At 33.1% G+C, this 21,808-nt stretch carries 20 protein-coding genes and 2 pseudogenes; 18 read left to right on the forward strand and 4 right to left on the reverse strand.

Features of this window, described 5'->3' with window-relative positions; all coding sequences use genetic code 11:
• Positions 1 to 29: 29 nt before the first annotated feature.
• The 6 genes and pseudogenes from DJ93_RS24075 (at position 30) to DJ93_RS24090 (ending at position 3,878) form a co-directional block, all read left to right on the forward strand.
• A complete protein-coding gene (locus DJ93_RS24075; RefSeq protein WP_042983612.1) occupies positions 30 to 515 on the forward strand; it encodes a BAR domain-containing protein in 486 nt (161 codons plus the stop codon).
• Between the two features lie 434 nt (positions 516 to 949).
• Positions 950 to 1,066 (forward strand): annotated as a pseudogene (locus DJ93_RS33995) (dUTP diphosphatase); the annotation flags it as partial.
• A gap of 242 nt (positions 1,067 to 1,308) precedes the next feature.
• Positions 1,309 to 1,464, forward strand: coding sequence for a hypothetical protein (locus DJ93_RS33355; protein WP_181969197.1), 156 nt, complete (start codon positions 1,309 to 1,311; stop codon positions 1,462 to 1,464).
• A gap of 44 nt (positions 1,465 to 1,508) precedes the next feature.
• A complete protein-coding gene (locus DJ93_RS24080) occupies positions 1,509 to 2,060 on the forward strand; it encodes a GNAT family N-acetyltransferase (protein ID WP_117287856.1) in 552 nt (183 codons plus the stop codon).
• 57 nt (positions 2,061 to 2,117) lie between these two features.
• Positions 2,118 to 2,642 carry an isopentenyl transferase family protein gene (locus DJ93_RS24085; protein WP_042983614.1) on the forward strand — a complete coding sequence of 175 codons (525 nt, stop codon included), beginning with the start codon at positions 2,118 to 2,120 and terminating at the stop codon, positions 2,640 to 2,642.
• A gap of 615 nt (positions 2,643 to 3,257) precedes the next feature.
• A complete protein-coding gene (locus tag DJ93_RS24090; RefSeq protein WP_042983615.1) occupies positions 3,258 to 3,878 on the forward strand; it encodes an ABC transporter permease in 621 nt (206 codons plus the stop codon).
• A gap of 1,342 nt (positions 3,879 to 5,220) precedes the next feature.
• Here DJ93_RS24090 and DJ93_RS24095 read toward each other — a convergent pair.
• On the reverse strand, positions 5,221 to 5,376 hold the full coding sequence (locus DJ93_RS24095; protein WP_042983616.1) for a hypothetical protein: 156 nt from the start codon (positions 5,374 to 5,376) through the stop codon (positions 5,221 to 5,223).
• Positions 5,377 to 7,081: 1,705 nt separating this feature from the next.
• On the opposite strand from DJ93_RS24095, the gene DJ93_RS24100 reads away from it, so the two are divergent.
• The 3 genes from DJ93_RS24100 to DJ93_RS24110 all read left to right on the forward strand — a co-directional run bounded on the left by DJ93_RS24100 (position 7,082) and on the right by DJ93_RS24110 (position 10,564).
• Complete coding sequence (locus tag DJ93_RS24100) at positions 7,082 to 8,077, forward strand: glycoside hydrolase family 25 protein (protein ID WP_042983617.1); 996 nt, start codon at positions 7,082 to 7,084, stop codon at positions 8,075 to 8,077.
• A 446-nt stretch (positions 8,078 to 8,523) separates the two neighbouring features.
• Positions 8,524 to 9,375, forward strand: coding sequence for a peptidylprolyl isomerase PrsA (locus tag DJ93_RS24105; RefSeq protein WP_042983618.1), 852 nt, complete (start codon positions 8,524 to 8,526; stop codon positions 9,373 to 9,375).
• Between the two features lie 847 nt (positions 9,376 to 10,222).
• Entirely contained in the window at positions 10,223 to 10,564 is a 342-nt protein-coding gene (locus tag DJ93_RS24110) for a YolD-like family protein (RefSeq protein WP_042983619.1), read from the forward strand.
• 386 nt (positions 10,565 to 10,950) lie between these two features.
• Here DJ93_RS24110 and DJ93_RS24115 read toward each other — a convergent pair whose 3' ends face one another.
• Positions 10,951 to 11,166 carry a spore germination protein gene (locus DJ93_RS24115; protein ID WP_042983620.1) on the reverse strand — a complete coding sequence of 72 codons (216 nt, stop codon included), beginning with the start codon at positions 11,164 to 11,166 and terminating at the stop codon, positions 10,951 to 10,953.
• A 207-nt stretch (positions 11,167 to 11,373) separates the two neighbouring features.
• Here DJ93_RS24115 and DJ93_RS24120 point away from each other — a divergent pair, with 207 nt between their 5' ends.
• From DJ93_RS24120 to DJ93_RS24140, 5 genes and pseudogenes are all read left to right on the forward strand, one after another.
• Positions 11,374 to 11,712 carry a hypothetical protein gene (locus DJ93_RS24120; protein ID WP_042983622.1) on the forward strand — a complete coding sequence of 113 codons (339 nt, stop codon included), beginning with the start codon at positions 11,374 to 11,376 and terminating at the stop codon, positions 11,710 to 11,712.
• A 30-nt stretch (positions 11,713 to 11,742) separates the two neighbouring features.
• Positions 11,743 to 11,943: pseudogene (locus DJ93_RS34000) on the forward strand (hypothetical protein).
• A gap of 330 nt (positions 11,944 to 12,273) precedes the next feature.
• On the forward strand, positions 12,274 to 12,981 hold the full coding sequence (locus DJ93_RS24130; RefSeq protein WP_042983623.1) for a DUF6944 family repetitive protein: 708 nt from the start codon (positions 12,274 to 12,276) through the stop codon (positions 12,979 to 12,981).
• Positions 12,982 to 13,109: 128 nt separating this feature from the next.
• Positions 13,110 to 13,427, forward strand: a complete 318-nt coding sequence (locus tag DJ93_RS24135) for a hypothetical protein (protein ID WP_042983624.1) — start codon at positions 13,110 to 13,112, stop codon at positions 13,425 to 13,427.
• A 78-nt stretch (positions 13,428 to 13,505) separates the two neighbouring features.
• A complete protein-coding gene (locus DJ93_RS24140) occupies positions 13,506 to 13,718 on the forward strand; it encodes a YqaE/Pmp3 family membrane protein (protein WP_042983625.1) in 213 nt (70 codons plus the stop codon).
• 196 nt (positions 13,719 to 13,914) lie between these two features.
• Here DJ93_RS24140 and DJ93_RS24145 read toward each other — a convergent pair whose 3' ends face one another.
• Positions 13,915 to 14,121 carry a KTSC domain-containing protein gene (locus DJ93_RS24145; RefSeq protein WP_042983626.1) on the reverse strand — a complete coding sequence of 69 codons (207 nt, stop codon included), beginning with the start codon at positions 14,119 to 14,121 and terminating at the stop codon, positions 13,915 to 13,917.
• 497 nt (positions 14,122 to 14,618) lie between these two features.
• Here DJ93_RS24145 and DJ93_RS24150 point away from each other — a divergent pair, with 497 nt between their 5' ends.
• Positions 14,619 to 17,066, forward strand: coding sequence for a transglycosylase domain-containing protein (locus DJ93_RS24150; protein WP_042983627.1), 2,448 nt, complete (start codon positions 14,619 to 14,621; stop codon positions 17,064 to 17,066).
• A 91-nt stretch (positions 17,067 to 17,157) separates the two neighbouring features.
• Here the strand turns inward: DJ93_RS24150 and DJ93_RS24155 are convergent, their stop codons facing one another.
• Complete coding sequence (locus DJ93_RS24155; RefSeq protein WP_042983628.1) at positions 17,158 to 17,442, reverse strand: hypothetical protein; 285 nt, start codon at positions 17,440 to 17,442, stop codon at positions 17,158 to 17,160.
• Positions 17,443 to 18,204: 762 nt separating this feature from the next.
• Between DJ93_RS24155 and mmgD the strand changes: the two genes are divergently transcribed.
• From mmgD to prpB, 3 genes are all read left to right on the forward strand, one after another.
• Positions 18,205 to 19,323, forward strand: coding sequence for a citrate synthase (gene mmgD, locus DJ93_RS24160; RefSeq protein WP_052109625.1), 1,119 nt, complete (start codon positions 18,205 to 18,207; stop codon positions 19,321 to 19,323).
• A 98-nt stretch (positions 19,324 to 19,421) separates the two neighbouring features.
• Positions 19,422 to 20,858 (forward strand): 2-methylcitrate dehydratase, encoded by a 1,437-nt coding sequence (gene prpD / locus DJ93_RS24165; protein ID WP_042983629.1) that lies wholly within the window; start codon positions 19,422 to 19,424, stop codon positions 20,856 to 20,858.
• 18 nt (positions 20,859 to 20,876) lie between these two features.
• Positions 20,877 to 21,785: a methylisocitrate lyase gene (prpB, locus tag DJ93_RS24170; RefSeq protein ID WP_042983630.1), complete on the forward strand. Its 909-nt coding sequence runs from the start codon at positions 20,877 to 20,879 to the stop codon at positions 21,783 to 21,785.
• The last annotated feature ends 23 nt before the right edge of the window (positions 21,786 to 21,808 follow it).

Consider the following 21,808-nt stretch of genomic DNA (forward strand, 5'->3'; position numbering starts at 1 on the left):
AATAATATGTAATTAGGAAGTGTAATAAAATGCTTGAAATTAAATCTATTGTTCACTCTTACAAAATAAAGAAAAAAATATCTAGGGATTTATATGGGAACAGAGATAAAGTAGCGCTGTTATTAGGTGAATTTAATAAAGTGTATAATAAATCGATAGCTGAGCAAAAGAAAAACGTTATGATATCTCGATTACAATTTCTATATAGAAGTGCTAAATTAGAGTTATTAAAAAACCAGCAGTATCCTCTTCCAAGTGCTCTTAATAGTAAATTGTTGGAGCGATTAGAAGATTTAACGATTCAATCTTTTGAAGATTGTATATCATGTCTTCATTTAATCTTAGAAATAAATTATGAAAAAATAAAACTGCATGGATCAGGTACTAGTCGATCGTTTGTTCCGTTATCTCAGTCTTCAATTTGTCTTGCGGATTGTGTATGTTTAACGGGATTTATTTTACTAGGGTTAGCTACATTTGAAGGAATAGTACTATCTATCTATTCGCTTACATAAAGGTTAAAATTCGCTGATAAAGAAAGAGCACCCATTAGAGTGTCCTTTCTTATTAAATAAATTTAATGGAGGTCATAACATATCTTTGATAGGTGAAAAATGGTTGTATAAAAGTTAAAGAAAATGAACCTAATTTTCATAAGTAAATGAAAAAAGTGAACTTAATTCTCATAAATACATGTAGAGAGAAGAAATTCATTTTTGGGTGCATTTCAAAATCTTAGCTTGATGGTAATGTGGGTTAGGGAATGGCATGTCTTTTTATCTGGTATGTAATGGAAATAAGAATATACAAAAAAAGAGCAGCTAGCAAAAGCTAACTGCTCGGCTGGTTCTCCGTGGGGAGCGGAGAAAGGCTAGGGACTTTAAATGAGTTCTGGCTAACGCCTATCTACATTATGAACGGAATGTTTATTGAATAAACACAAGGATAACGGATTGCGCAGGGCGCCGCTATAGCGCCAGTTGAAACTGCTCATTTTGTGGAAGTGAACGAGATATCGGAGAGTCAAAGAGGTAAAAATGGATTTGGATTAACAGGAACAAAATAAGACCGAATTTTGTATAAAAAGGAATAATTGCATGAATCCCTGCTAGGTGTAAGGGCAGGGATCCATGGCCAGAAAAAAGGTTATGGAATATCGTCGAAATGTGTCACTTTCGACAATAAAATATTATCACTAAATTCCTAGAATGTATCATGAAGGTTATGTCTGAATTATGGACGAATTTTAAAAATAAAAACATCTAGTAAAAACTAACCGTTTTACGGTGTTAAGGGTAGGATTGAAAAATGCAGATTATATATACGAAGTGGCATAACAATTACGACTTGATTCTAAGTGAGAAGTATAAAGCATCGTTTTATAAAAAAGGATTGTTACTTGTAGGGATTGGATATATGCAACAAGCATTATTGTATGAAGAATGTTTTGAAATAGTTAAATGATATTTCAACAAAAGCGTTATTTTAATCGGAAAGGGGAACAAGAGATGAAAAATATAAATGAGGTACAAAAATTGGAAACGAAGCGAATTTTACTAAGAAAACTAGAGTTACAGGATTTAGACAATTTATTTCAAGTCTATTCGGATCCTCAAACAACTACATATGTACCTAGAGAAGTACACAAAACTAAAGATGAAACTCGAATTTTGTTAGAAAATATGATTGAAACAAATAAGAAGAGGAAATCTTTTATTTGGTCCATCCTTTTAAAGGAAAACCAAAAAGTGATTGGCACCTGTGGTATCTGGAAACAACTACATAATAGCGCCTCTTTAGGGGCTGTTATTGGTCCGGTGTATTGGGGAAAGGGACTTATTGTTGAAGTTTTAGAAGAAGTAATAAAGTTTGGCTTTCAAGAATTAGATCTGAATCGTATTGAAGGAAGATGTGATGTAAGGAATATAGCTTCTGAACGAGTTATGCTAAAGTTAAAGATGACATACGAAGGGACATTGAGACAAAACGTAATAATTGATGATAGGTGTTGTGATTCCAAGGTATATTCTCTTTTAAAAGATGAGTATTATAAATTTTGATTTCTTTGGTGTGAATAATTTAACAAAAATTTCATTTTGTAAAAAGGGAGGTGAATTATGAAAATACACATTACAGGTTCTACTGGAAGTGGTAAAACAACGTATTCCAAACAAATAGCTAAAGAATTGAATATTCCTCGATATGAATTAGATGATATCCATTGGATTCGTGATCCAAAAAGTGATACACGTCGTCCAATTGATGAGAAACTAGCTTTATTAAAAGAAATTGTTATTCAAAACGATTGGGTTATTGAAGGTGTACAGTTTAAATGGTCTGATGCCAGTTTTGAAGCGGCAGATGTAATCATTGTACTGGACGTATCCAAAATAAAAAATCGTTACCAAATTGTCAAACGATTTTTTAAACAAAAGTTAGGACTTGAGAATTCTAAATATAAGCCGTCTTTAAAAGCGTTAAAAAATATGTTTGGGTGGGAAAAAGATTATCGAACATACGAGAAGGAACAATTATTTATTAAGTTGGAGCCATATAAAGAGAAAGTATATTTTATCAAATCTCAAAAAGACAGGGAAGATGTAATGAAGAAATTAATAAATGAAAAGAAAAAGAGCAGCTAGCAAAAGCTAACTGCTTGGCTCAAAGAAATCTCCAAGGGAAAAGGAGAAAGAATAGGGACGTTTAAATGAGTTTCGGCTATTGCCTACCTGTAGTATTGACGGAATGTTGAGTTTTATGCAGAGGGAGAAGAGAACTATGTTAAATATATTTAATTAAAATTTCTCTTATTAACGATACTATTCTTGTAAGAAACAAGATTTCAATTGAAAACCAGAAAACACTTTTTTGTGGCTTTTTAAATTCCATCATTACGGAAAAAAATAAATAAATTACAATCAGTACTAAAACAAAGAGACGCATTATATCAGATATCTATGACACTCCTAATATGTAATTAGTTTCATTATATAGTTATTACCAATGGGGTGGAACTTAAGAAGTGCTTTATTGAAATGTATACAAAATAATCCTTTTAATTAAGAACTAATTGAATGGAGCGAAACGTATCGTATCGTATGAATCAATCAGTTATCCATTCTTTGAAGACATCGATGAAAAGGAGATCCGTAGGGTTTGGGGTGTGGCATATTAATTAAAAGTAGTAACAACTTGTCCAAACTTCTTCAATCTATCTAGCATAATATGTATTGAATAGATTGAAAGGAGGGATTGATTTGTATTATTACTATTGTAAATATTGTAATAGTTACAAAGAGAAACATCATGATTGTCATAAAAAAAGCAGTAAATGTTATGACGAATATGATGGATATTATGAAAAATGCGATAAAAAGCATGAGGAAAAACCTTGTGTCAATGTAAAAGTGGAGTGTTGTTCTGATGATAAGCTGTATAATCTTGTAAGAGCATCTGCTTTTAGAGCGAGAAATACAATGACTCAAAATGTTCCCGTTAATACTTTTGTCAAAGTTTTATTCCAAAATGAACAATTTGATTTAGCAAATGAATATAATCCAGCTACATCCATCTTTAGCCCACGAACTAGAGGGGTATATTCTGTTCTTGGAACAATCGGTTTTTTACCAAATAATACTAACTTAAATTATAGAGCAAGGGTAGAAATTCGTGTGAATGGAAATTTTGCTATTGCAATAGATAACGATTTTTTTGGCCCAATAAATTTTGGAAATGTAGTTAACGTCTCTACGATACTTCAATTAGAAGCAGGAGATCAGGTAGAAATTTTTGCTCAGAGTAGTATTGCTGGGGTTATTGATACATCTGCGGGTGTTACACACTTTGAAGCAGCGAGATTTCCATCTCCAACTGCATAAGGGAAATAAAACCTCTTCAGTGATTATATGTAATCACTGAAGAGGTTTTATTTAGATGTTCCTTTTAAATTGAATTTTTCTTTGGCTTTTGTAGGTAAAGCTTCTTCTTTAAGCTCTTCACAAGAAATAACTTTTCCATCTGCTATTTCTGTTTTATCTTTATTTTTTAGATCAAGGTGTAAAAAACATTTTCTTTAAATTGTCTGCTTTTTGATTTTGCGTTTGTGAATATAACTTTTTCTTCCACCCTATCTTCCTTATAAGCAGGTAAAGTATAGAAACGTTGTTCATTTTTTGTTTCACCTTCACTTTTTATTTGTACATAATATTCGTTTTCCTACATTTAAAACAATTCATCTTTTTCCGTAATTGGTTTAGTATCTTATTTTTCGGTAAGAAAATGTAAGTAATGACAAAAACATACTGATTTTAGTAAATTTTCATATTATTAAAGTTAAATGTGGTATAATTTTCCTGTGAGATAGTTTTGTATCCTTTTATAAGTTAAATCCATATCAATTAGGGGGATTCATGTGGATGATTCAAATTCTAAAGAGATAAAGGCGATTTTGAAGTTATGGTTCATATATATACCGCGTGCATTATTTGAATTCATCTTTGTTGGCATACTATCGAAAATCAAAAATAAGGTCATAAATCGAAAAAACAATTAATTAGGTTAATTGTTTTTTTTGAACTTGTTTTTTTAGCTCATAAAATAAATGAAACCAATCTTTAATTCGTTATAAAACAAATATGTAGATGCCTGAAGCAACCTGTAAGTAATTGTATATTATTATATCAAGAAATATATAAGGAGGTTATAAAAAAGAATACAAGAAAATGTACAAGTTCAACTTGCACCGCCATGGAGCACTTATTTTAATGAACTTAATGATTCAGTAAGGGCTGATCCTAGTGTAACAGTCGGTCCTCTAATTTCGGTTTATAGAAATTATGTTATTCTCGTATAAGTTGTAGCAAATGTATTTAGTGGTGTAATGAAAAATGAAGTATGTGATATACCGATTTTATTTTCTACAAATTGTGATACGAATGCTACGGGTGTATCATCTTTTTTGATTAGTAAAGGCAGTACAAGCAATACAAAAATAGTCCGAAATTATTTTATTAAATCGGGAAAAGACATTTTCTCAAGTTGAAGATGTCTTTTTTATTATGAGGATGAATGAAAAAAGCAGCTAGCAAAAGCTAGCTGCTTGACTCCAGGGAGATTGGAGAAAAAATATTAGAGGTCATTCATGAGTTTAAGTATAGTATGTACATAATTTGGAGTTTTATTCAAATCGGACTAGAGAAATGAAGTTTTAATTTAGTTTATTTATGATCTTTGCAAACAGTAAGCCATCTTTTTTATAAACATGGATATTGTGTTCTTTACATTTTCAAAATGAATAGCAAATGAAATATCTCCTCCTAAAGATGTTATTACAGTTAATCCAGTAGCTTTTGCGAACGCTTTTACATCTAATAGCAAATCAATAACCTCCTAAAGTTACTTGTTGTTTATCTGAAATAATTGCATATAAAGTTCAAGTCATTGAAATTCATTACAATAAAAATATCATGTTAGAAAATGAAAAAACAAGTAAAAAAATTTAATATGATTGTGTATGTCATAAAATGTATGATTTATATCGAATTTTGTGTCGAGATGTGATTCAGAAATATAAGCGCACAAAAGAACAGCGGATGACTCCGCCTCGCATGAAAAATGCGTCCATTCCGATTGCGAAAAGGATAGGAAGAATCATACATTTCTTTATGGTTTCTTTTCTTCAAAGATTACTCAAGTTATAACTATATTTAGTAACGGCTAGAGAAGAGCAACTATATAAAAACGTTATATGAACTCTACATTCTTGTAATTTGATTGCTATCCCATGATGCTGTCAATGAAGTGGAGGTATTTGTGCATGCAAAAAGAGCACTATGGAATAGTGCTCTTCAAGGAAAAGTGAATATTGAAAAGTAGGTTAGAAGCTTTCTTGCTTCACAATAATATATGACCATCTTATCATAATGTGACGATAGAACACAAAACAGTTGGTAGTAAAATTTAATTGCTCGAATTCAATAGGTCATTCAACTCATGTATATTTTCTCCCTAGAAGATTCTGACCTCAAGAAATGGATAGGACATGATCCGATGAGTAGGTGGTAATAGCGACTATACAACGACTTTAGAACACAAGATGAGTAAACAAAGGCTTTTTTGATTGCACCATTTAAATGAAACAAGCATATAGTAAAGAGTAGGACGAGTTCAACCACTTTTTCCTATTACACCTCTCTCTATTCACATAGGAGTATCCAATGGTCCGGATACTCCTTTTTGATTTTCATCTTATAGTTTATACTACGTATACAATGAATTTTTTTAAATGGAGTTTTAGAATGAAAGTGGTTAAAAAAACTTTCTCAGCATGAAGAATCAGATAAATCGAAGGGATTTTCGTTTAATAAGGAGAATTCATCTCTTTGGTTTTTATTTCATCTAAGGGGAATTCATACGATGCGAAATGAAAAAGATTTGCTAAAGCAATGGGGTTTGGAAGCAGAGAAGTAAATAATAGCATCGGAGGAGGTTGAAGAGTTTGGATTTTCTGACTATTTATACTTCATTTCTTTTATTCGTTGTATAGTTTTGTTTTTAATATCAATTTTGCTTAATACTAAAATATAAAAACATACGAATACGAGAAGAGCACGTACCAAGTTGAAATAACAATCTATAATACGTTTCGAAATGAGCTTAGTTTCATTATATAAAAGAGAAGTGAGAAGATAATGAAATCCTACTTTAAAGATTTTAAACTTCATATAAAAATCAATTATACAATATATAGCGTTTAAATGATGTAGAGGAGATAGCCAATGTGAAAAGTTTAAAAAGGATTAGTGAATTATAGGAAACTTTTTGTAGGGTGTATTTTTATCTTTTCAAAAAGCTATTGAAAACACATTTTCTATTATAACTAGTTGGTAGTTAACTACATACATATATAGAATCTATTTCCGGTAGATTGAGTTTTTAAACTATCAAGGAAGAACAAGTAGAGAATACTTTTTTTAAAATTGATGAGACCACCCTTATTTATTATATGAAGAGCTTGTATTAGGCTGATAGTCTGGTGATAAAACAAGCTTTGAATATGATAATAAAAAGGAGATGATCAATCATGGGATATATTGTAGATATTTCAAAGTGGAATGGTAATATCAATTGGGATGTAGCGGCTCTGCAATTAGATTTAGTTATTGCTAGAGTACAAGATGGTTCCACTACAGTAGATTCTATGTATCAAAGTTATACAGTTGAAATGAAAAAGCGAGGTATTCCCTTTGGTAACTATGCTTTTTGCCGTTTCGTTTCTATCGCAGATGCTAGAAAAGAGGCACAAGATTTTTGGAATCGTGGTGATAAAACAGCTAAGTTCTGGGTATCCGATATAGAGATTCAAACGATGGGAGATATGCAAGGTGGTACACAAGCATTTATCGATGAATTGCGTCGGTTAGGTGCTAAAAAAGTTGGATTGTATGTAGGGCATCACACTTATATATCGTTTGGGGCGCGGAATATAGTAGCTGATTTTACATGGATCCCACGCTATGGGGGAAACAAGCCAGCATATCCATGTGATCTTTGGCAATACACTGATACTGGAAATGTACCTGGTATTGGGAAATGTGATTTGAATCAATTAATTGGAGATAAGCCACTTTCTTGGTTTGTAACTTCAAATCAATCGGTTCAAATTGGTAGTGAAAATTCAGGACAACGAAATGGTATTGGTGTCGCCGTTTCGAAATATGCGGATGGCTATGGCGTGAATTTATATGAAAATCCTGCGAACCCACAATTTACTGGACGCATTACGAAAAAAATTCCGTATTTAATTTTAAGTGGATATTGGGGTGGCGCTGATAAGGATATGGTTTGTTTAGGTAATGAGAAACAGTGGGTATATTTGAAACACTTTGATGTACAGTGGTTCTATGCTTATTCGAAATATCCTCCTGGTTATGAAATTCACACATTTGATGGACCAAACGGAAATGATACAGGTGCAGTTGATGGCAGGGTTCCTTATCGAGTTTGGAATCATCAGAATGGGTATGTAGATATAGGGAAGAATACATGGATAAAAGAAGAACATATAAATATTAAATAACGATAAAAAATTCGACTCTTATGAGTCGGATTTTTTATGAGTATTGTTATTTCATTCATTTCGCTGATTGCGGAATATTTTATCGGATATAGTGGAAAAAAGTTATCATTAATAGCGTGTTAACGATGAAAGGTGAAGGTATATGGGAAAGCATAATATTTTAGTTGTAATACAGAGATATTATGTTTTTTATTTATCATTTTAATTGAGCAGACCGCCTCCTCTAAACGAAGTGAAGGTGTAGGGAGTTCGATGATTACTTAAAAGTTGTAATGATGGTACTCTTACTGTTAAATTTTGCGAGGAGCCTTTTTTCTATAAAGTATAATAATATATTAATAGGAAGAGAAAGGGAATGAAAAGAAATTCTTATAGAAAACACATCGATTTCACAATGCTAATGTATATTTATCTTCAGATATTTATAAAAAAGTGAGGTATTTGATTTGAAGAAAAGAAGAATTTTTATGGGAACCATTTTAACTTGTATGGCACTGGCCTTATCTGCTTGTGGTTCTTCAGAAAACATTGCATCATCCAAGGTGGGGAATGTTACAGAAAAAGAATTAAATAAAGAGTTAAAACAAACATATGGACAACGTACTTTATATCAAATGATGTTAAATAAAGCATTGCTAGATAAATATAAGGTTTCGGACGAAGAAGCTAAAAAACAAGTAGAAGCAGCGAAAAATCAAATGGGTGATAGTTTTAAAACTGCTTTAGCGCAAACAGGACTTAAAAATGAAGATGAATTAAAAGAAAGAATGAAACCAGAAATTGCACTTGAGAAAGCTGTGAAGGCAACGGTAACAGAAAAAGATGTGAAAGCAAACCATAAGCCAGAAATAAAAGTGAGTCATATTTTGGTAGGAGATGAAAAGACAGCTAAAGAAGTAAAAGATAAATTGAATAATGGGGAAGATTTTGCAGCGTTAGCTAAAGAATATTCGGAAGATACTGGTTCAAAAGAACAGGGCGGTGAAGTACCTAATTTTGCACCTGGTAAAACAGTAAAAGAATTCGAAGATGCTGCATATAAATTAGATGCAGGGCAAGTGAGTGATCCTATTAAATCCTCTTTGGGCTACCATATTATTAAAGTAACAGATAAAAAAGAATTGAAACCTTTTGATGAAGTAAAGGATCAAATTCGTAAAGATTTGGAGCAACAACGTTTACAAGATCAAACTGGTAAATGGAAACAGCAAGTTATTGATGAAGTATTGAAGGATGCTGATATTAAAGTATCGGATAAAGATTTTAAAGATACATTTAAAGAAATAGAGAAAAAATAAGATAGACATTTTATAAATGGTATGAAGATAAAAAACAGAAATCTGCATGTTATTAGATTTCTGTTTTTTAGTAGTAAGTGAAGAATGAAGTATAAAATATTCTATGCATAATAAAATTGAAACGTCATATAATGAGAAAGAAAGTTCTTTCCTGACGTGTTAGTTACCTTCACATGTATTGTGAGCACCTGGGCGAGGTGCTTTTTTTTATGGTATATATTATCGTGTAGTATAAGCTTGACCGCTTATATCTCCTATTCATAAAAGGATTATGGCGTTCTCTTTATCGTTCAATGAAAGCGAGGGGGTTAGGCGGGGATTAGTTATTGACAAAAAAATATAATGATTAGGTGTTTAACGGATACGTATAAAGTTGTAATGATACTTGAAATTTCATTTTACATATAGAAAGAGGAACCCGTTAAGGATTCCTATTCTAATTAGTGTGTGAGTTATAAATAGATAGTAAGACAATACAATATTACATCTAAATATTAAGAATTGCAATGGAGATTTAAGGATAATTATTTTATTGATCTGCAATGTACAGCTTAGTATTGATGATGGAATTAGAACAGTAGTATAATCACGGTTAAAAGAAGTGAAGATTGAATGTACATAAAATACGTATTATTGGTGAAAAAAGTGAGTCTATCTTTCGAGATAGACTCACTTTTTTGCTTGTTAGAATTAATATGAATAAATATCCATATCCCCCTTTAAAAAGAACGTTAGTTCGTGTATAATTAGAACGGATGTTCTCTTTTGTGTATATATTTCGTGAAATCATTTATAACAATATTTTTAAAGAAGATGTAGAAACAAATAATTAAGGGGGATATAGAATATGAATAATGTAAAAATACCAGAAGGAAGAGAAAGAAGGGAATGGGTTCCGTTTACTGTAATGTCGGAACAATTTCTCGGTATAGGAAAGATACTTGGGGAACAACTGAAAGTATCGAGGCCAATGGTAACTAAAGAAACGCAAGATAGAATAGAAGATAAACTATTATCTTCGTTGCTGTCGGAAGAAGAGGTATTGGTTACATATTATGAAGAGGGGTATGTGCTTACTAGTTATATGACTGTTGTGCATATAAATCCGATGAAACAGACTGTGACTTGCACGGATGCATTTTATCGAACGCACATGTTTACGACTATTGATATAATCGATGTGAAGTGAAAGAAGCTGAATTTTAGAAATAGGCTTCTTTTTATCGTTTGCAGTTTTTTAATTGAATATGAAAAAACAGCTAGCTGCTCGGCCCCAGGGAAATGGAGAAAAAGATTAGGTACTTAAAAAATCGATTCTAGCTGTTTATCAGCCTATACACAGTATGGACAGAATTTGAACTATTATGTAGGAGAAAAAGGGGATTATTTGTATTATTTTGACACGCAAGGGACGATTCAAATGGTTCAGAAAGTAATACAAGCAAAAGAAATACAGTATGATTACCCATCAATATAAGTGTATTTTTATATATATGATACACAGAGGGGAATGTATTTCTAGGCAATTTTATTTGATTATGTGAACACGTTATAGCCTAGGCGTAAGAAGTGCCTTTAAGCAGTGCCAACTTGGTTTTGATCTGCAAGATCCGAATCAAATGTGTTTGTAGCACTTACACCATTAAAAGTATTTACAATAAAACCAACGTTGGAAGCACCAGAACCATTATAAGCTTTTGTGTTTTCTTTAGGAGAAACGTTGTAAAAGTCACCTAAGTTGAAAGAACCGTTACTATTTTGTACAACTAGATTCGCTACAACTGAAGGCATAATTTTCACCTGCTTTACAAGGAGTTGTTAACACCACTATATGATGTTATATTTCAAAAGGTTCATTTAACGAATACGCTAGGTAGGGATTACTGTTTATTCGAATTAATAAACTTACAAAAGGAAAGTATGATAAAATTAATATGAAGATAAATAACCTGTAATAAAGTTTACAGGTAAAAATAGATTAAAGGAGAGACCAATGATATGAATAATGTTATTAAAGAAGTGGAATTAACAGATACAAAATCAAGTAATCTCGTTGCGTTTATTCATGCTAACAATGTTACATTGGTTGAAGAAGCGTTTTGTCCTAACAAAATAAACTTAAACTTTAATGAAATTGCAATTTTATCCGCTATTAAAACAGCACATATTACAAAAGTGTTAATAAGAGAGGAACTTGAAGCGATTTTTCATGAGACAGGCGTTCTATTAGTAAAACAAGAGGGTACTACTAATAATAGTGAATCGATCACAATTCACTTTGATCAATTTAGAAGATTACAAAATGAAATTGAGAACTTGCGTAAGAGTATAGAATAAAATGCGTTTTTCATAAAGGGGGATTGTTTTATGCTAAAAGAATGGCTAAAGAACAATTTTGATAAATCTAATTGTAGACATAAGTACAATTTCATCAGGATGCAAGATAACGAGAACTTTAGAAAAGGTGAACTAGGTGCAGTTTATATATATCGATGTGAAAAGTGAGGGAAAGAAAAAATGAAGTTAAAAAATAATAATGATATAAATACTGATTTTTTGGGAATATAAGGGTAACTTTAAAGGTTACTCTTTTTATTTACAATCAAACAGTATTGTATACCATCGCATTCTAAAGTAGGAAATAAAATGATGCATAGGTGAGAAGCGCAAATTGCTGATTTCATACCTATCGAAAAACTCCTTATTTAAAAAGAGGGACTTTAAATTTAAAATGAAAAGTAAAATGATTGATGCACAAAATTACATATAGAAAATAAAATAAGAAATTATAGGTGGAACTTTATAGTTTGAAATGAATTAGAAAGAGGATGTAAATTTCATGAGGAGACGGTAATGAAAAATGAAGAATTGGAAATCTTGATATAGGTGATGAAAAAAATGAACCCACGTGGTTTAAAAGTTACAGGAGCATGGTTTCAAGTAGGTGGTAACCTTATAGCGGCTATTGGGACAACAAGAGGGTTTATGGAAGAAGAAAAGATTGAATCAGATCTTGTTATTGTAGGTAGTTCACTACAGGCTCTAGGATATATATTACAACTTGTGAAAATAGAGAAAATAGTAGATATACAAAACATAAAAGAGAAAGAGGAGATAGATAGCCGAGAAGAGCAGGTGGAAAAGAGAAGTGAATCTTTGGAGAGAACAGGGATTGAACTATTAGCTTTAGGTAACATTTCAAATGTAATTGGAACGTATTTTAATGTGAATAAGCAAAAGAAAGAGAACGATTATCTTATTATTACAGGAAATACTTTGCAGTCTATTGGTGCGTTCTTTGGAGTAGAAGCAGCATTGAATGAGATAAATAATATTCCATGGGTAATTGTATTCGGGAATTCTATGCAAAGTTTAGGAGCTGGGATGCAAGCATATCAAGGTATTCACAATATATCAAAAGAGGAAAAAATAAATAAAAAAAGGTCTACAGATACAGATAAAGAAGACCAAAGATTAGTTGGACTTATCGGTATTTGGATACAGGCAATCGGAACGTTCATTTCAGCGATTGGATTAACTGAAATAGTAGAAAAAGAAAGAAAAACAATAGATATGCCAAAAAAAGTTGAGATGATCGGTAGATGAACGGAGAGTATTTCAACTTTTTTAAGTAGGACAAGGGATATAACGGGGTTACTGTTCATATAGTAAAGGAATATGTTGTAGGTTTTTCTTCTTTTCTGTCGAATATGTAATAAAAGGGAGGTAGTAACATGAATCAGTTTGAATTAGAAAGAATTACTTATTTAGGAGGAAGAAAAGAAGAAGTAGATTTTCGCACAGCTAATGTAAGTATTGATAACTATTTGGACTGGAAAATCACAATAAATGGAACTACTGATCAATATGAAGTTTTTATAGAAATAATGAAGAGAAATGAGCAACCTGTATTTGAATTGCTTACTGCTAGTGGAGAAGTTTTTCAAGGTAGAACAAAAATAATAAAAATGATTCCTGATATTCTTCATACAGAAATAGAATTGTTTGGTATAGGGAAGTTGAATGGATATAAAATAAAAAGCGTCCAATAGGATGCTTTTTATCATGTTAATAGGGAACAATGTAAGTGATTATAGCGGAAAAATATACAATAAGGAGATTTGATAAGAATGATGTATTTGTTAGCAATTCTTCTTCCGCCAGTGGCTGTTTTATTTTGTGGGAGACCATTTCAAGCGATAATAAATCTTATTTTAACATTAATTTTTTGGGTTCCAGGGGCTATACATGCAATTCTTGTCGTACATGATAAAAAGGCAGATCGGCGCCTTGAAAAACAAATTAAAGCATATGATGAAATAAATAAGCGAAATCGAAATTGATTAGAACATATAATGAAAAGTTAAATTGTATATAAAGACGACTTCTGAAAGAGGTCGTTTTTATGTGTACATTTTGAAATGTGAAATAAATAATTATACCTTTAAGTAAGTAGAAAAAAGAGTAAGGAAATTACATATATAGATAATAATATTGAATCACGTATTGTCTTTCCTCTTGTATGTAAAGGATAGTAGTTTAAATTTTAGTACGGCGGTAAGAATTTTTAATATAAGTATCATGATAATAGCTTTTGGATTGAGCATTCAGTAAGCCGTTGTAAATACTTTCTGGTACATCGAAGAAATCATATGTAGCATTTTTTAGTTTGATTCGTAAAACCATAGAGAAAGGGTTATAACCAACAGCGACTAAATTTTTTGATGTAATTGGATATAGATTCACGTTTATCCATCTCCTTTTTTGAAATAGCAAGACAATATCTTATTGAAATCCTACTATTTTGCAGAATTATAATACTTAGATGATGTATAGTAAGTATAATTACCATGTACTAAACGTGTTTTTTTGAAAGTTCACACGAAATTCATATTGTTATGCTATTTTTATCTCACCTTTGATTTCTGAGTAATAGTTATTTAAATAGGAAAAGATTGACCAATTGTAAAAAAGGTATATGATTTATACGAGATACGATATTTTGAAAAACTGAAATTTACTTCTTATATTCTATGTTCTAAAGGCAAGTATTATTAGAAAAAAGAGGGGGAAATGGCTAATAAAAGATTTTTTCTAAATTTAGTAATCTGTGAATTAGGAAAATATCGAATGTTTTTTAGTGGCTTGTTTTTCAAATGAATTGTATCTATAAGGTAACCACAATATTGTGATTTCATTTTCAAGTAAATCAACGGGAGAATTGAAAGGCAGGAGAAAGCAACATGTCAGAAAAATATCGTTCTCGAGAGGAACGACGACAAATTCAAAAGAAACAACAACCAGCTTCTGAAAAACAAAAAACAAAAGGTAAAACATCGTTTTTTCGTAAATTTCTAATTGGTTGTTTAATACTTGGAATCGTAGGGTTAATAGGAGGGGTAGCTACTTTTTTTGTGATGATTAAAGATGCACCTAAACTTGAGAAAGCAAAGCTTGTTAATCCATTATCATCAAAAATCTATGATAAAGATAAGAACCTGATATATGAATATGGAAAAGAAAAGCGAACCAATATTACGTATGATGAAATTCCAAAATTAGTAGAAAATGCATTTTTAGCTACAGAAGATGCACGTTTTTATGAACATAGCGGTGTAGACTTTAAAGGTACTGCACGTGCCGTTTTAGTTAGCCTTAAAGGGGATTACGGTTCTCAAGGTGGAAGTACAATCACACAACAAGTTATAAAAAACTATTTCTTATCTATGGATAAAACACCTAAGCGTAAAGTGCAAGAAGTGTATTTAGCTTATAAATTAGAACAACAATATTCAAAACATGAGATATTAGAGATGTATTTAAATAAGATTAACTTAGGTAACCGTTCATATGGTATTGCAACAGCAGCAAAAAACTATTACAACAAAGAATTAAAAGATTTAACTTTACCGGAAGTTGCGATGCTAGCTGGTTTACCAAAAGCACCTAACAATTATGATCCAACGAAACCGCAAAATGTTGAGAGGGCGACAGAAAGAAGAAATGTTGTACTTCACTTAATGAATCGACATGGTTATATCTCTAAGGCGCAAATGGAAGAAGCATCAAAAGTTCCTGTTACAGAGGGACTACAAGAGCCAGCAGAAATAAAAGAAATGCCATATCCTGTATTTATGGATGCTGTTGTGAAAGAGGTAGAGAAAGAGTTGCCAGATGCAAATATTGGCTCTGATGGTTTATCTATCTATACAACATTAGATCCGGAGGCACAGAAACTCGCTGATAATCTTTTGAATACAAATATTATTGATTATCCAAATGAGAAATTCCAAGGTGCTTTCACATTTATGGATACGAAAACAGGAGAAGTTCGAGCAATAGGTAGTGGGCGTGGTGAAAATAAAGCTGTGTTTAAAGGACATAATATGGCAATTGAATTGGATCGTGCGGCAGGTTCAACGATGAAGCCAATCTTTGATTATGCGCCAGCTATTGAATATTTAAAATGGGCTACTTACCATCAACTTGATGATTCACCATATAAATATTCGGCAGGACAAGAAGTCAGAAATGCAGATAGAAATTATGTAGGTGCGATAACAATGCGTGATGCACTGAAAATGTCACGTAATATTCCAGCAATTAAAACAGCAAATGAAGTAGGGTTGAGCAAAGCAAAAGGTTTCGCAGAAGGTTTAGGTATTACATTTGGTAAAGAGGTACCGGAGTCAACAGCAATTGGTACAAATGAAGTATCACCAACTGAAATCGCAGGGGCTTATGCAGCATTTGGTAATGACGGTAAGTATACGAAGCCACATTTCGTTAAGAAAGTCGTTTATCCAGATGGGAAATCTAAAAGTTTTGAAGCGAAGTCAAAACGTGTTATGGAAGATTCAACAGCTTATATGATTACTGATATGCTACGCTCTGTTGTTAATTCTGGTACAGGTACAGCTGCAAATGTAAGTTCTTTAGATGTGGCAGGTAAAACAGGAACGACAAATTATTCTTCGGAACAATTAGCGAAATATAAAATACCAGAAAGTGCTACTCGTGATAGTTGGTTTGCAGGCTATACACCGCAATATACAATGGCGGTGTGGACCGGGTATATGAAAGATGGTAAAGATGATTATATAAGTGGTAAGAATACGAAAATTGCACAGCAAATTTTTAAAGAAATGATGAGCCAATTTGGTACAGATAAATCACGCTTTAAAATGCCAAGTAGTGTTGTTCAAGAAGGAAGCGAATTACGTATAAAAGGTGAAAAGCGAGACTCTTCTCCAAATGCAAGTACGTCTAATTCAAATGAAAAACCAAAAAATAATAATCAAAACAATCAAAATAAACAACAAGAACAACAAAAAACAGAAGAAGAGAAAAAACAGCAAGAGCAACAGCAGCAAGAACAAAAACAAAATGAAGAAAATAAGAAAAATGAACAAAATCAAGATAACGCAACTAATAACGGAAATGGCCAAGGGAACACAACGTCTCCAGGTAATGGAAATGGTCAAGGAAACTCAACACCGCCAAGTAGTGGAGGTGGAAATGAGAATCCGACACCGCCAAGTACAGGAGGTGGTCAGCCTACACCACCAAGTAATGGAGCTGGAAATGGGAATCCAACACCGCCAAGTACAGGAGGTGGTCAGCCTACATCACCACCAACCACTGGAGGGGGTACTGTAGAGGCGCCTGCTAATCAAAATGGTGGACAATAAGTAATTTATATGAAAATGCATAAAAAAACACCTAATGTACCGTATAGAATCGGCGCATTAGGTGTTTTTTGTTGAAGGAAATGATAGTTATTTAAATATTAAAAGTCCCATAAAAGTTTTGAAAATAAATTGAGGGAAAGTGATAGAAGATTTGTGTCGGTACATAGGGAGAAGGATAGGGAGTGTACGGAGTGCTACTAATATGGTGTGTTCCATGGTGCCAGAACGAAGGGGTTCCTTGTCCTGGGCCTTGAAATTGTTGCCAAGTGGCAGGGAGTTCAATGCCAACGTCAGAAGTTGCTGTATGAACAGCAGGAACATGTACAGAAGGAGACGCGGGAGCTGCGACGACAATTCTTAAAGGGGAAAGCCACATAAAAAGAATCCCTCCTAAATGTAATGATGAAGTAGTATATTCGTTCACTTCATACAAATGTGCATAGACGATTTTACTATTGGGATATAGGCAAGGCTTTTTTATTAGGCTTACGCCCAAAGTCGTAAGTCTCATTCAAATCGATGATAGACCATTTATATGTAGAAGATACGTCTATTTACGGAGGGAAAAGGATCGTGAAAACTGTACAATTTGGATGTGAACAATATTGATACAGGTCATATGGAGGTATTTTTGATGGAACGATTATGGGCGAAATCGACGATTTAGTGGTGAGTTATCACATGGAAATGGATGAAATTGAATTTAACTATGTAAAATAATAACTTTATTAAAAATGGAAATTCTTTATATAAAAATTATATTTAGGTAATAGTAGAATAAAGGTTATTTGAAAACGAGTTGTATATATGTACAACTCGTTTTTTGTGCATTAAAAAACATAACATCAATATGAAGTAGATTCGTTGTTATTTAAAGTTTTATGGGGATTATATGGCGAATTGATATATTTCAGTTTAGAAATAGAAGAAATAAATGTGTGATTTTTGTTGAAAATGCAAAAATTATTCTCAAAAAATAGTATTACTACATCGAGAAAAGTATAGGAAACTTATCATTATAAAATAAATTGAAATCTTCTAAAAACTCTGATACATTGAGATAGAAATGTAGTTTCACAATATTGTAAAGGCTTACAGTTATGTGCGCGAAGATCTATTAGGATTGGAGGAAATAATAATGAAAGCTGAAGAGAAATTTTCCCCGGGATTAGATGGTGTAGTGGCAGCGGAGACGAAGATTTCGTTTCTTGACACAGTAAAAGGTGAAATTGTGATTCAAGGTTACGACTTAATTGAACTCTCAAAAACAAAAGAGTATTTAGACATTGTGCACCTTTTATTAGAAGAACATCTACCGAATGAAGACGAGAAAGCAAATCTAGAAAAGAAATTGAAAGAAGAATATGCAGTGCCAGAAGGTGTGTTCAATGTTTTAAAAGCATTGCCGAAAGAAACACATCCTATGGATGGATTGCGTACAGGTGTATCTGCACTGGCAGGTTATGACAACGATATTGAAAATCGTTCATTAGAAGTGAACAAAAGTCGTGGTTATAAACTGTTAAGTAAAGTGCCAAATATCGTAGCGAATAGCTACCACATTTTAAATAACGAGGAGCCGATTGAGCCGCTTCAGGAACTATCATATAGTGCGAATTTCTTCTATATGCTAACTGGTAAAAAACCAACTGAACTTGAAGAGAAAATCTTTGATCGCTCTCTTGTTTTATATAGTGAACATGAAATGCCGAATTCTACATTTACAGCTCGCGTTATTGCATCAACACAATCAGATTTATACGGTGCGTTAACAGGGGCAGTTGCGTCTTTAAAAGGTAGCTTACACGGTGGTGCAAACGAAGCGGTAATGTACATGCTTTTAGAAGCTGGTAACGTTGAGAAATTTGAAGAGTTACTACAGAAGAAACTATATAACAAAGAAAAAATTATGGGCTTTGGTCATCGTGTTTATATGAAGAAGATAGATCCAAGAGCGCTTATGATGAAGGAAGCTTTAAAGCAGTTATGTGATGTAAAAGGTGATTACACATTATATGAAATGTGTGAAGCTGGAGAGAAGATTATGGAGAAGGAAAAAGGAATTTATCCGAACCTAGATTACTATGCGGCTCCAGTATATTGGATGCTAGGTATTCCGATTCAACTGTACACACCAATCTTCTTTAGTTCGAGAACAGTAGGATTGTGTGCACACGTTATTGAGCAGCACGCAAATAACCGTTTGTTCCGTCCACGTGTCAATTATATCGGCGAGCGACATGTGCTTAGTAAATAAAAACAACTGGGGAGTTGTTGAGGCCGCCCGCCAGATGGGTGTTTGACCGACACCCATCCTTAATAATAACGAGTTTTCGACAGAAAGGGAAGGATAGCATGATTAAAACAAATGAAATTAAGCAAAAAGATGCATTATTAGAAGAGATTACAGATTATGTATTAAATAAAGAGGTGACAAGTGCAGAAGCTTTCAGTACAGCTCGCTACGTGTTGCTTGATACGCTTGGATGCGGAATTTTAGCGTTACAATATCCAGAGTGTACAAAATTACTTGGACCAGTTGTTCCAGGAACTGTTGTGCCAAATGGTACACGTGTACCAGGAACATCATTTGTACTTGATCCAGTAAAAGGTGCATTTAACATTGGATGTATGATTCGTTGGTTAGACTATAACGATACTTGGCTTGCTGCAGAGTGGGGACATCCATCTGATAACTTAGGCGGAATTTTAGCAGTTGCAGATTATATTAGCCGTGTTCGTATTTCAGAAGGAAAAGAACCATTAAAAGTACGTGAAGTATTAGAAATGATGATTAAAGCACATGAAATTCAAGGTGTACTTGCTTTAGAAAACAGCTTAAACCGTGTTGGTCTTGACCATGTATTATATGTAAAAGTAGCAACAACTGCAGTTGTTACAAAAATGCTTGGTGGAACACGTGAAGAAATCTTTAATGCATTGTCGCATGCATGGATTGATAATTCAAGTTTACGTACATATCGTCATGCTCCTAATACTGGTTCACGTAAATCATGGGCTGCAGGAGATGCAACAAGCCGTGGTGTTCATCTGGCGCTAACTGCATTAAAAGGTGAAATGGGTTACCCAACAGCATTATCTGCACCAGGATGGGGATTCCAAGATGTATTATTTAATAAACAAGAATTAAAATTAGCAAGACCTTTAGAGTCTTATGTAATGGAAAATGTACTATTCAAAGTATCGTATCCAGCAGAATTCCATGCACAAACAGCTGCAGAATGTGCAGTGAAATTAAATCCAGAAGTGAAAGAAAGATTAGACGAAATTGATCGTATTACAATTACAACGCATGAATCAGCAGTTCGTATTATTGATAAAGAAGGTCCATTAAATAATCCAGCTGATCGCGATCATTGTTTACAATACATTACTGCTATCGGTTTATTAAAAGGCGATATCGTTGCAGATGATTATGAAGATGAAGTTGCACATGATCCACGTGTAGATGAATTACGTAATAAGATGGTTGTTGTGGAAAATAAACAGTACAGTTTAGATTACCTTGATCCGAACAAGCGCTCAATCGCCAATGCTGTTCAAGTTCATTTTAAAGATGGCACAGTAACAGAAAATGTAGAGTGTGAATATCCACTTGGTCACCGTTTCCGTAGAGATGAGGCGATTCCGAAAGTTGTTCAAAAATTCTCTGCAAATATGGCTGTTCACTATTCTAGTAAGCAACAAGAAAAAATTCATGAAGCTTGTCTAAATGAAGAAAAACTAGAAAATATGAATGTAAATGAATTTGTAGATCTTTTCTTAATTTAAGGATAGGGGGAATTTAGAATGGCTTGGGTTGTGAATAAACAGTCAACACAAGAAGAGCTTGCGAATCGCTTCCGAGCTTTAGTAGAAGCGCCTGAAATTTTACAAATTCCTGGTGCGCATGATGCAATGGCCGCTCTAGTTGCGAAAAATACAGGCTTTTCAGCTCTTTATTTATCAGGAGCTGCGTATACGGCAAGTAAGGGTTTACCAGATTTAGGGATTGTGACGTCTACTGAAGTAGCTGAACGAGCAAGAGATCTTGTTAGGGCAAGTGATTTACCACTTCTTGTTGATATTGATACAGGATTCGGTGGCGTGCTGAATGTAGCAAGAACAGCTGTAGAAATGGTTGAAGCAAATGTCGCGGCAGTTCAAATTGAAGATCAACAATTACCGAAAAAATGTGGGCATTTAAATGGGAAAAAGCTAGTTTCTACGGAGGAATTAGTTCAAAAAATTAAAGCGATTAAAGAAGTTGCGCCGAGCTTATATATTGTAGCACGTACGGATGCTCGTGGTGTAGAAGGGTTAGATGCAGCAATTGAAAGAGCAGTTGCTTACGTAAAAGCAGGGGCAGATGCAGTGTTCCCAGAAGCACTTCAATCAGAAGAAGAATTCCGATTGTTTAATAGTAAAGTGAATGTCCCTTTATTAGCGAATATGACCGAATTCGGAAAAACACCATATTATAGCGCAGAAGAATTTGCGAATATGGGATTCCAAATGGTAATTTATCCTGTTACATCACTTCGCGTTGCAGCGAAGGCATATGAGCGTGTGTTCACTCTTATTAAAGAAACTGGATCGCAAAAAGATGCGCTTTCTAATATGCAAACGAGAAGTGAATTGTATGAAACAATTTCGTACCATGACTTTGAAGAGTTAGATACTGGAATTGCAAAAACGGTTTTATCTGAGGATCAATAGCACAACGGAGAAAGGCGATGATG

The sequence above is a fragment of the Bacillus clarus genome, assembly GCF_000746925.1.
Classification (GTDB): Bacteria; Bacillota; Bacilli; order Bacillales; family Bacillaceae_G; genus Bacillus_A; species Bacillus_A clarus.

Bases quoted from the DNA above. Each gene is read 5' to 3' on its own strand.
- DJ93_RS24075 (WP_042983612.1), top strand. From the start codon at position 30: ATGCTTGAAATTAAATCTATTGTTCACTCTTACAAAATAAAGAAAAAA.
- DJ93_RS33355 (WP_181969197.1), top strand. From the start codon at position 1,309: ATGCAGATTATATATACGAAGTGGCATAACAATTACGACTTGATTCTA.
- DJ93_RS24080 (WP_117287856.1), top strand. From the start codon at position 1,509: ATGAAAAATATAAATGAGGTACAAAAATTGGAAACGAAGCGAATTTTA.
- DJ93_RS24085 (WP_042983614.1), top strand. From the start codon at position 2,118: ATGAAAATACACATTACAGGTTCTACTGGAAGTGGTAAAACAACGTAT.
- DJ93_RS24100 (WP_042983617.1), top strand. From the start codon at position 7,082: ATGGGATATATTGTAGATATTTCAAAGTGGAATGGTAATATCAATTGG.
- DJ93_RS24110 (WP_042983619.1), top strand. From the start codon at position 10,223: ATGAATAATGTAAAAATACCAGAAGGAAGAGAAAGAAGGGAATGGGTT.
- DJ93_RS24115 (WP_042983620.1), bottom strand. From the start codon at position 11,166: ATGCCTTCAGTTGTAGCGAATCTAGTTGTACAAAATAGTAACGGTTCT.
- DJ93_RS24120 (WP_042983622.1), top strand. From the start codon at position 11,374: ATGAATAATGTTATTAAAGAAGTGGAATTAACAGATACAAAATCAAGT.
- DJ93_RS24130 (WP_042983623.1), top strand. From the start codon at position 12,274: ATGAACCCACGTGGTTTAAAAGTTACAGGAGCATGGTTTCAAGTAGGT.
- DJ93_RS24135 (WP_042983624.1), top strand. From the start codon at position 13,110: ATGAATCAGTTTGAATTAGAAAGAATTACTTATTTAGGAGGAAGAAAA.
- DJ93_RS24140 (WP_042983625.1), top strand. From the start codon at position 13,506: ATGATGTATTTGTTAGCAATTCTTCTTCCGCCAGTGGCTGTTTTATTT.
- DJ93_RS24150 (WP_042983627.1), top strand. From the start codon at position 14,619: ATGTCAGAAAAATATCGTTCTCGAGAGGAACGACGACAAATTCAAAAG.
- DJ93_RS24155 (WP_042983628.1), bottom strand. From the start codon at position 17,442: ATGTGGCTTTCCCCTTTAAGAATTGTCGTCGCAGCTCCCGCGTCTCCT.
- mmgD (WP_052109625.1), top strand. From the start codon at position 18,205: ATGAAAGCTGAAGAGAAATTTTCCCCGGGATTAGATGGTGTAGTGGCA.
- prpD (WP_042983629.1), top strand. From the start codon at position 19,422: ATGATTAAAACAAATGAAATTAAGCAAAAAGATGCATTATTAGAAGAG.
- prpB (WP_042983630.1), top strand. From the start codon at position 20,877: ATGGCTTGGGTTGTGAATAAACAGTCAACACAAGAAGAGCTTGCGAAT.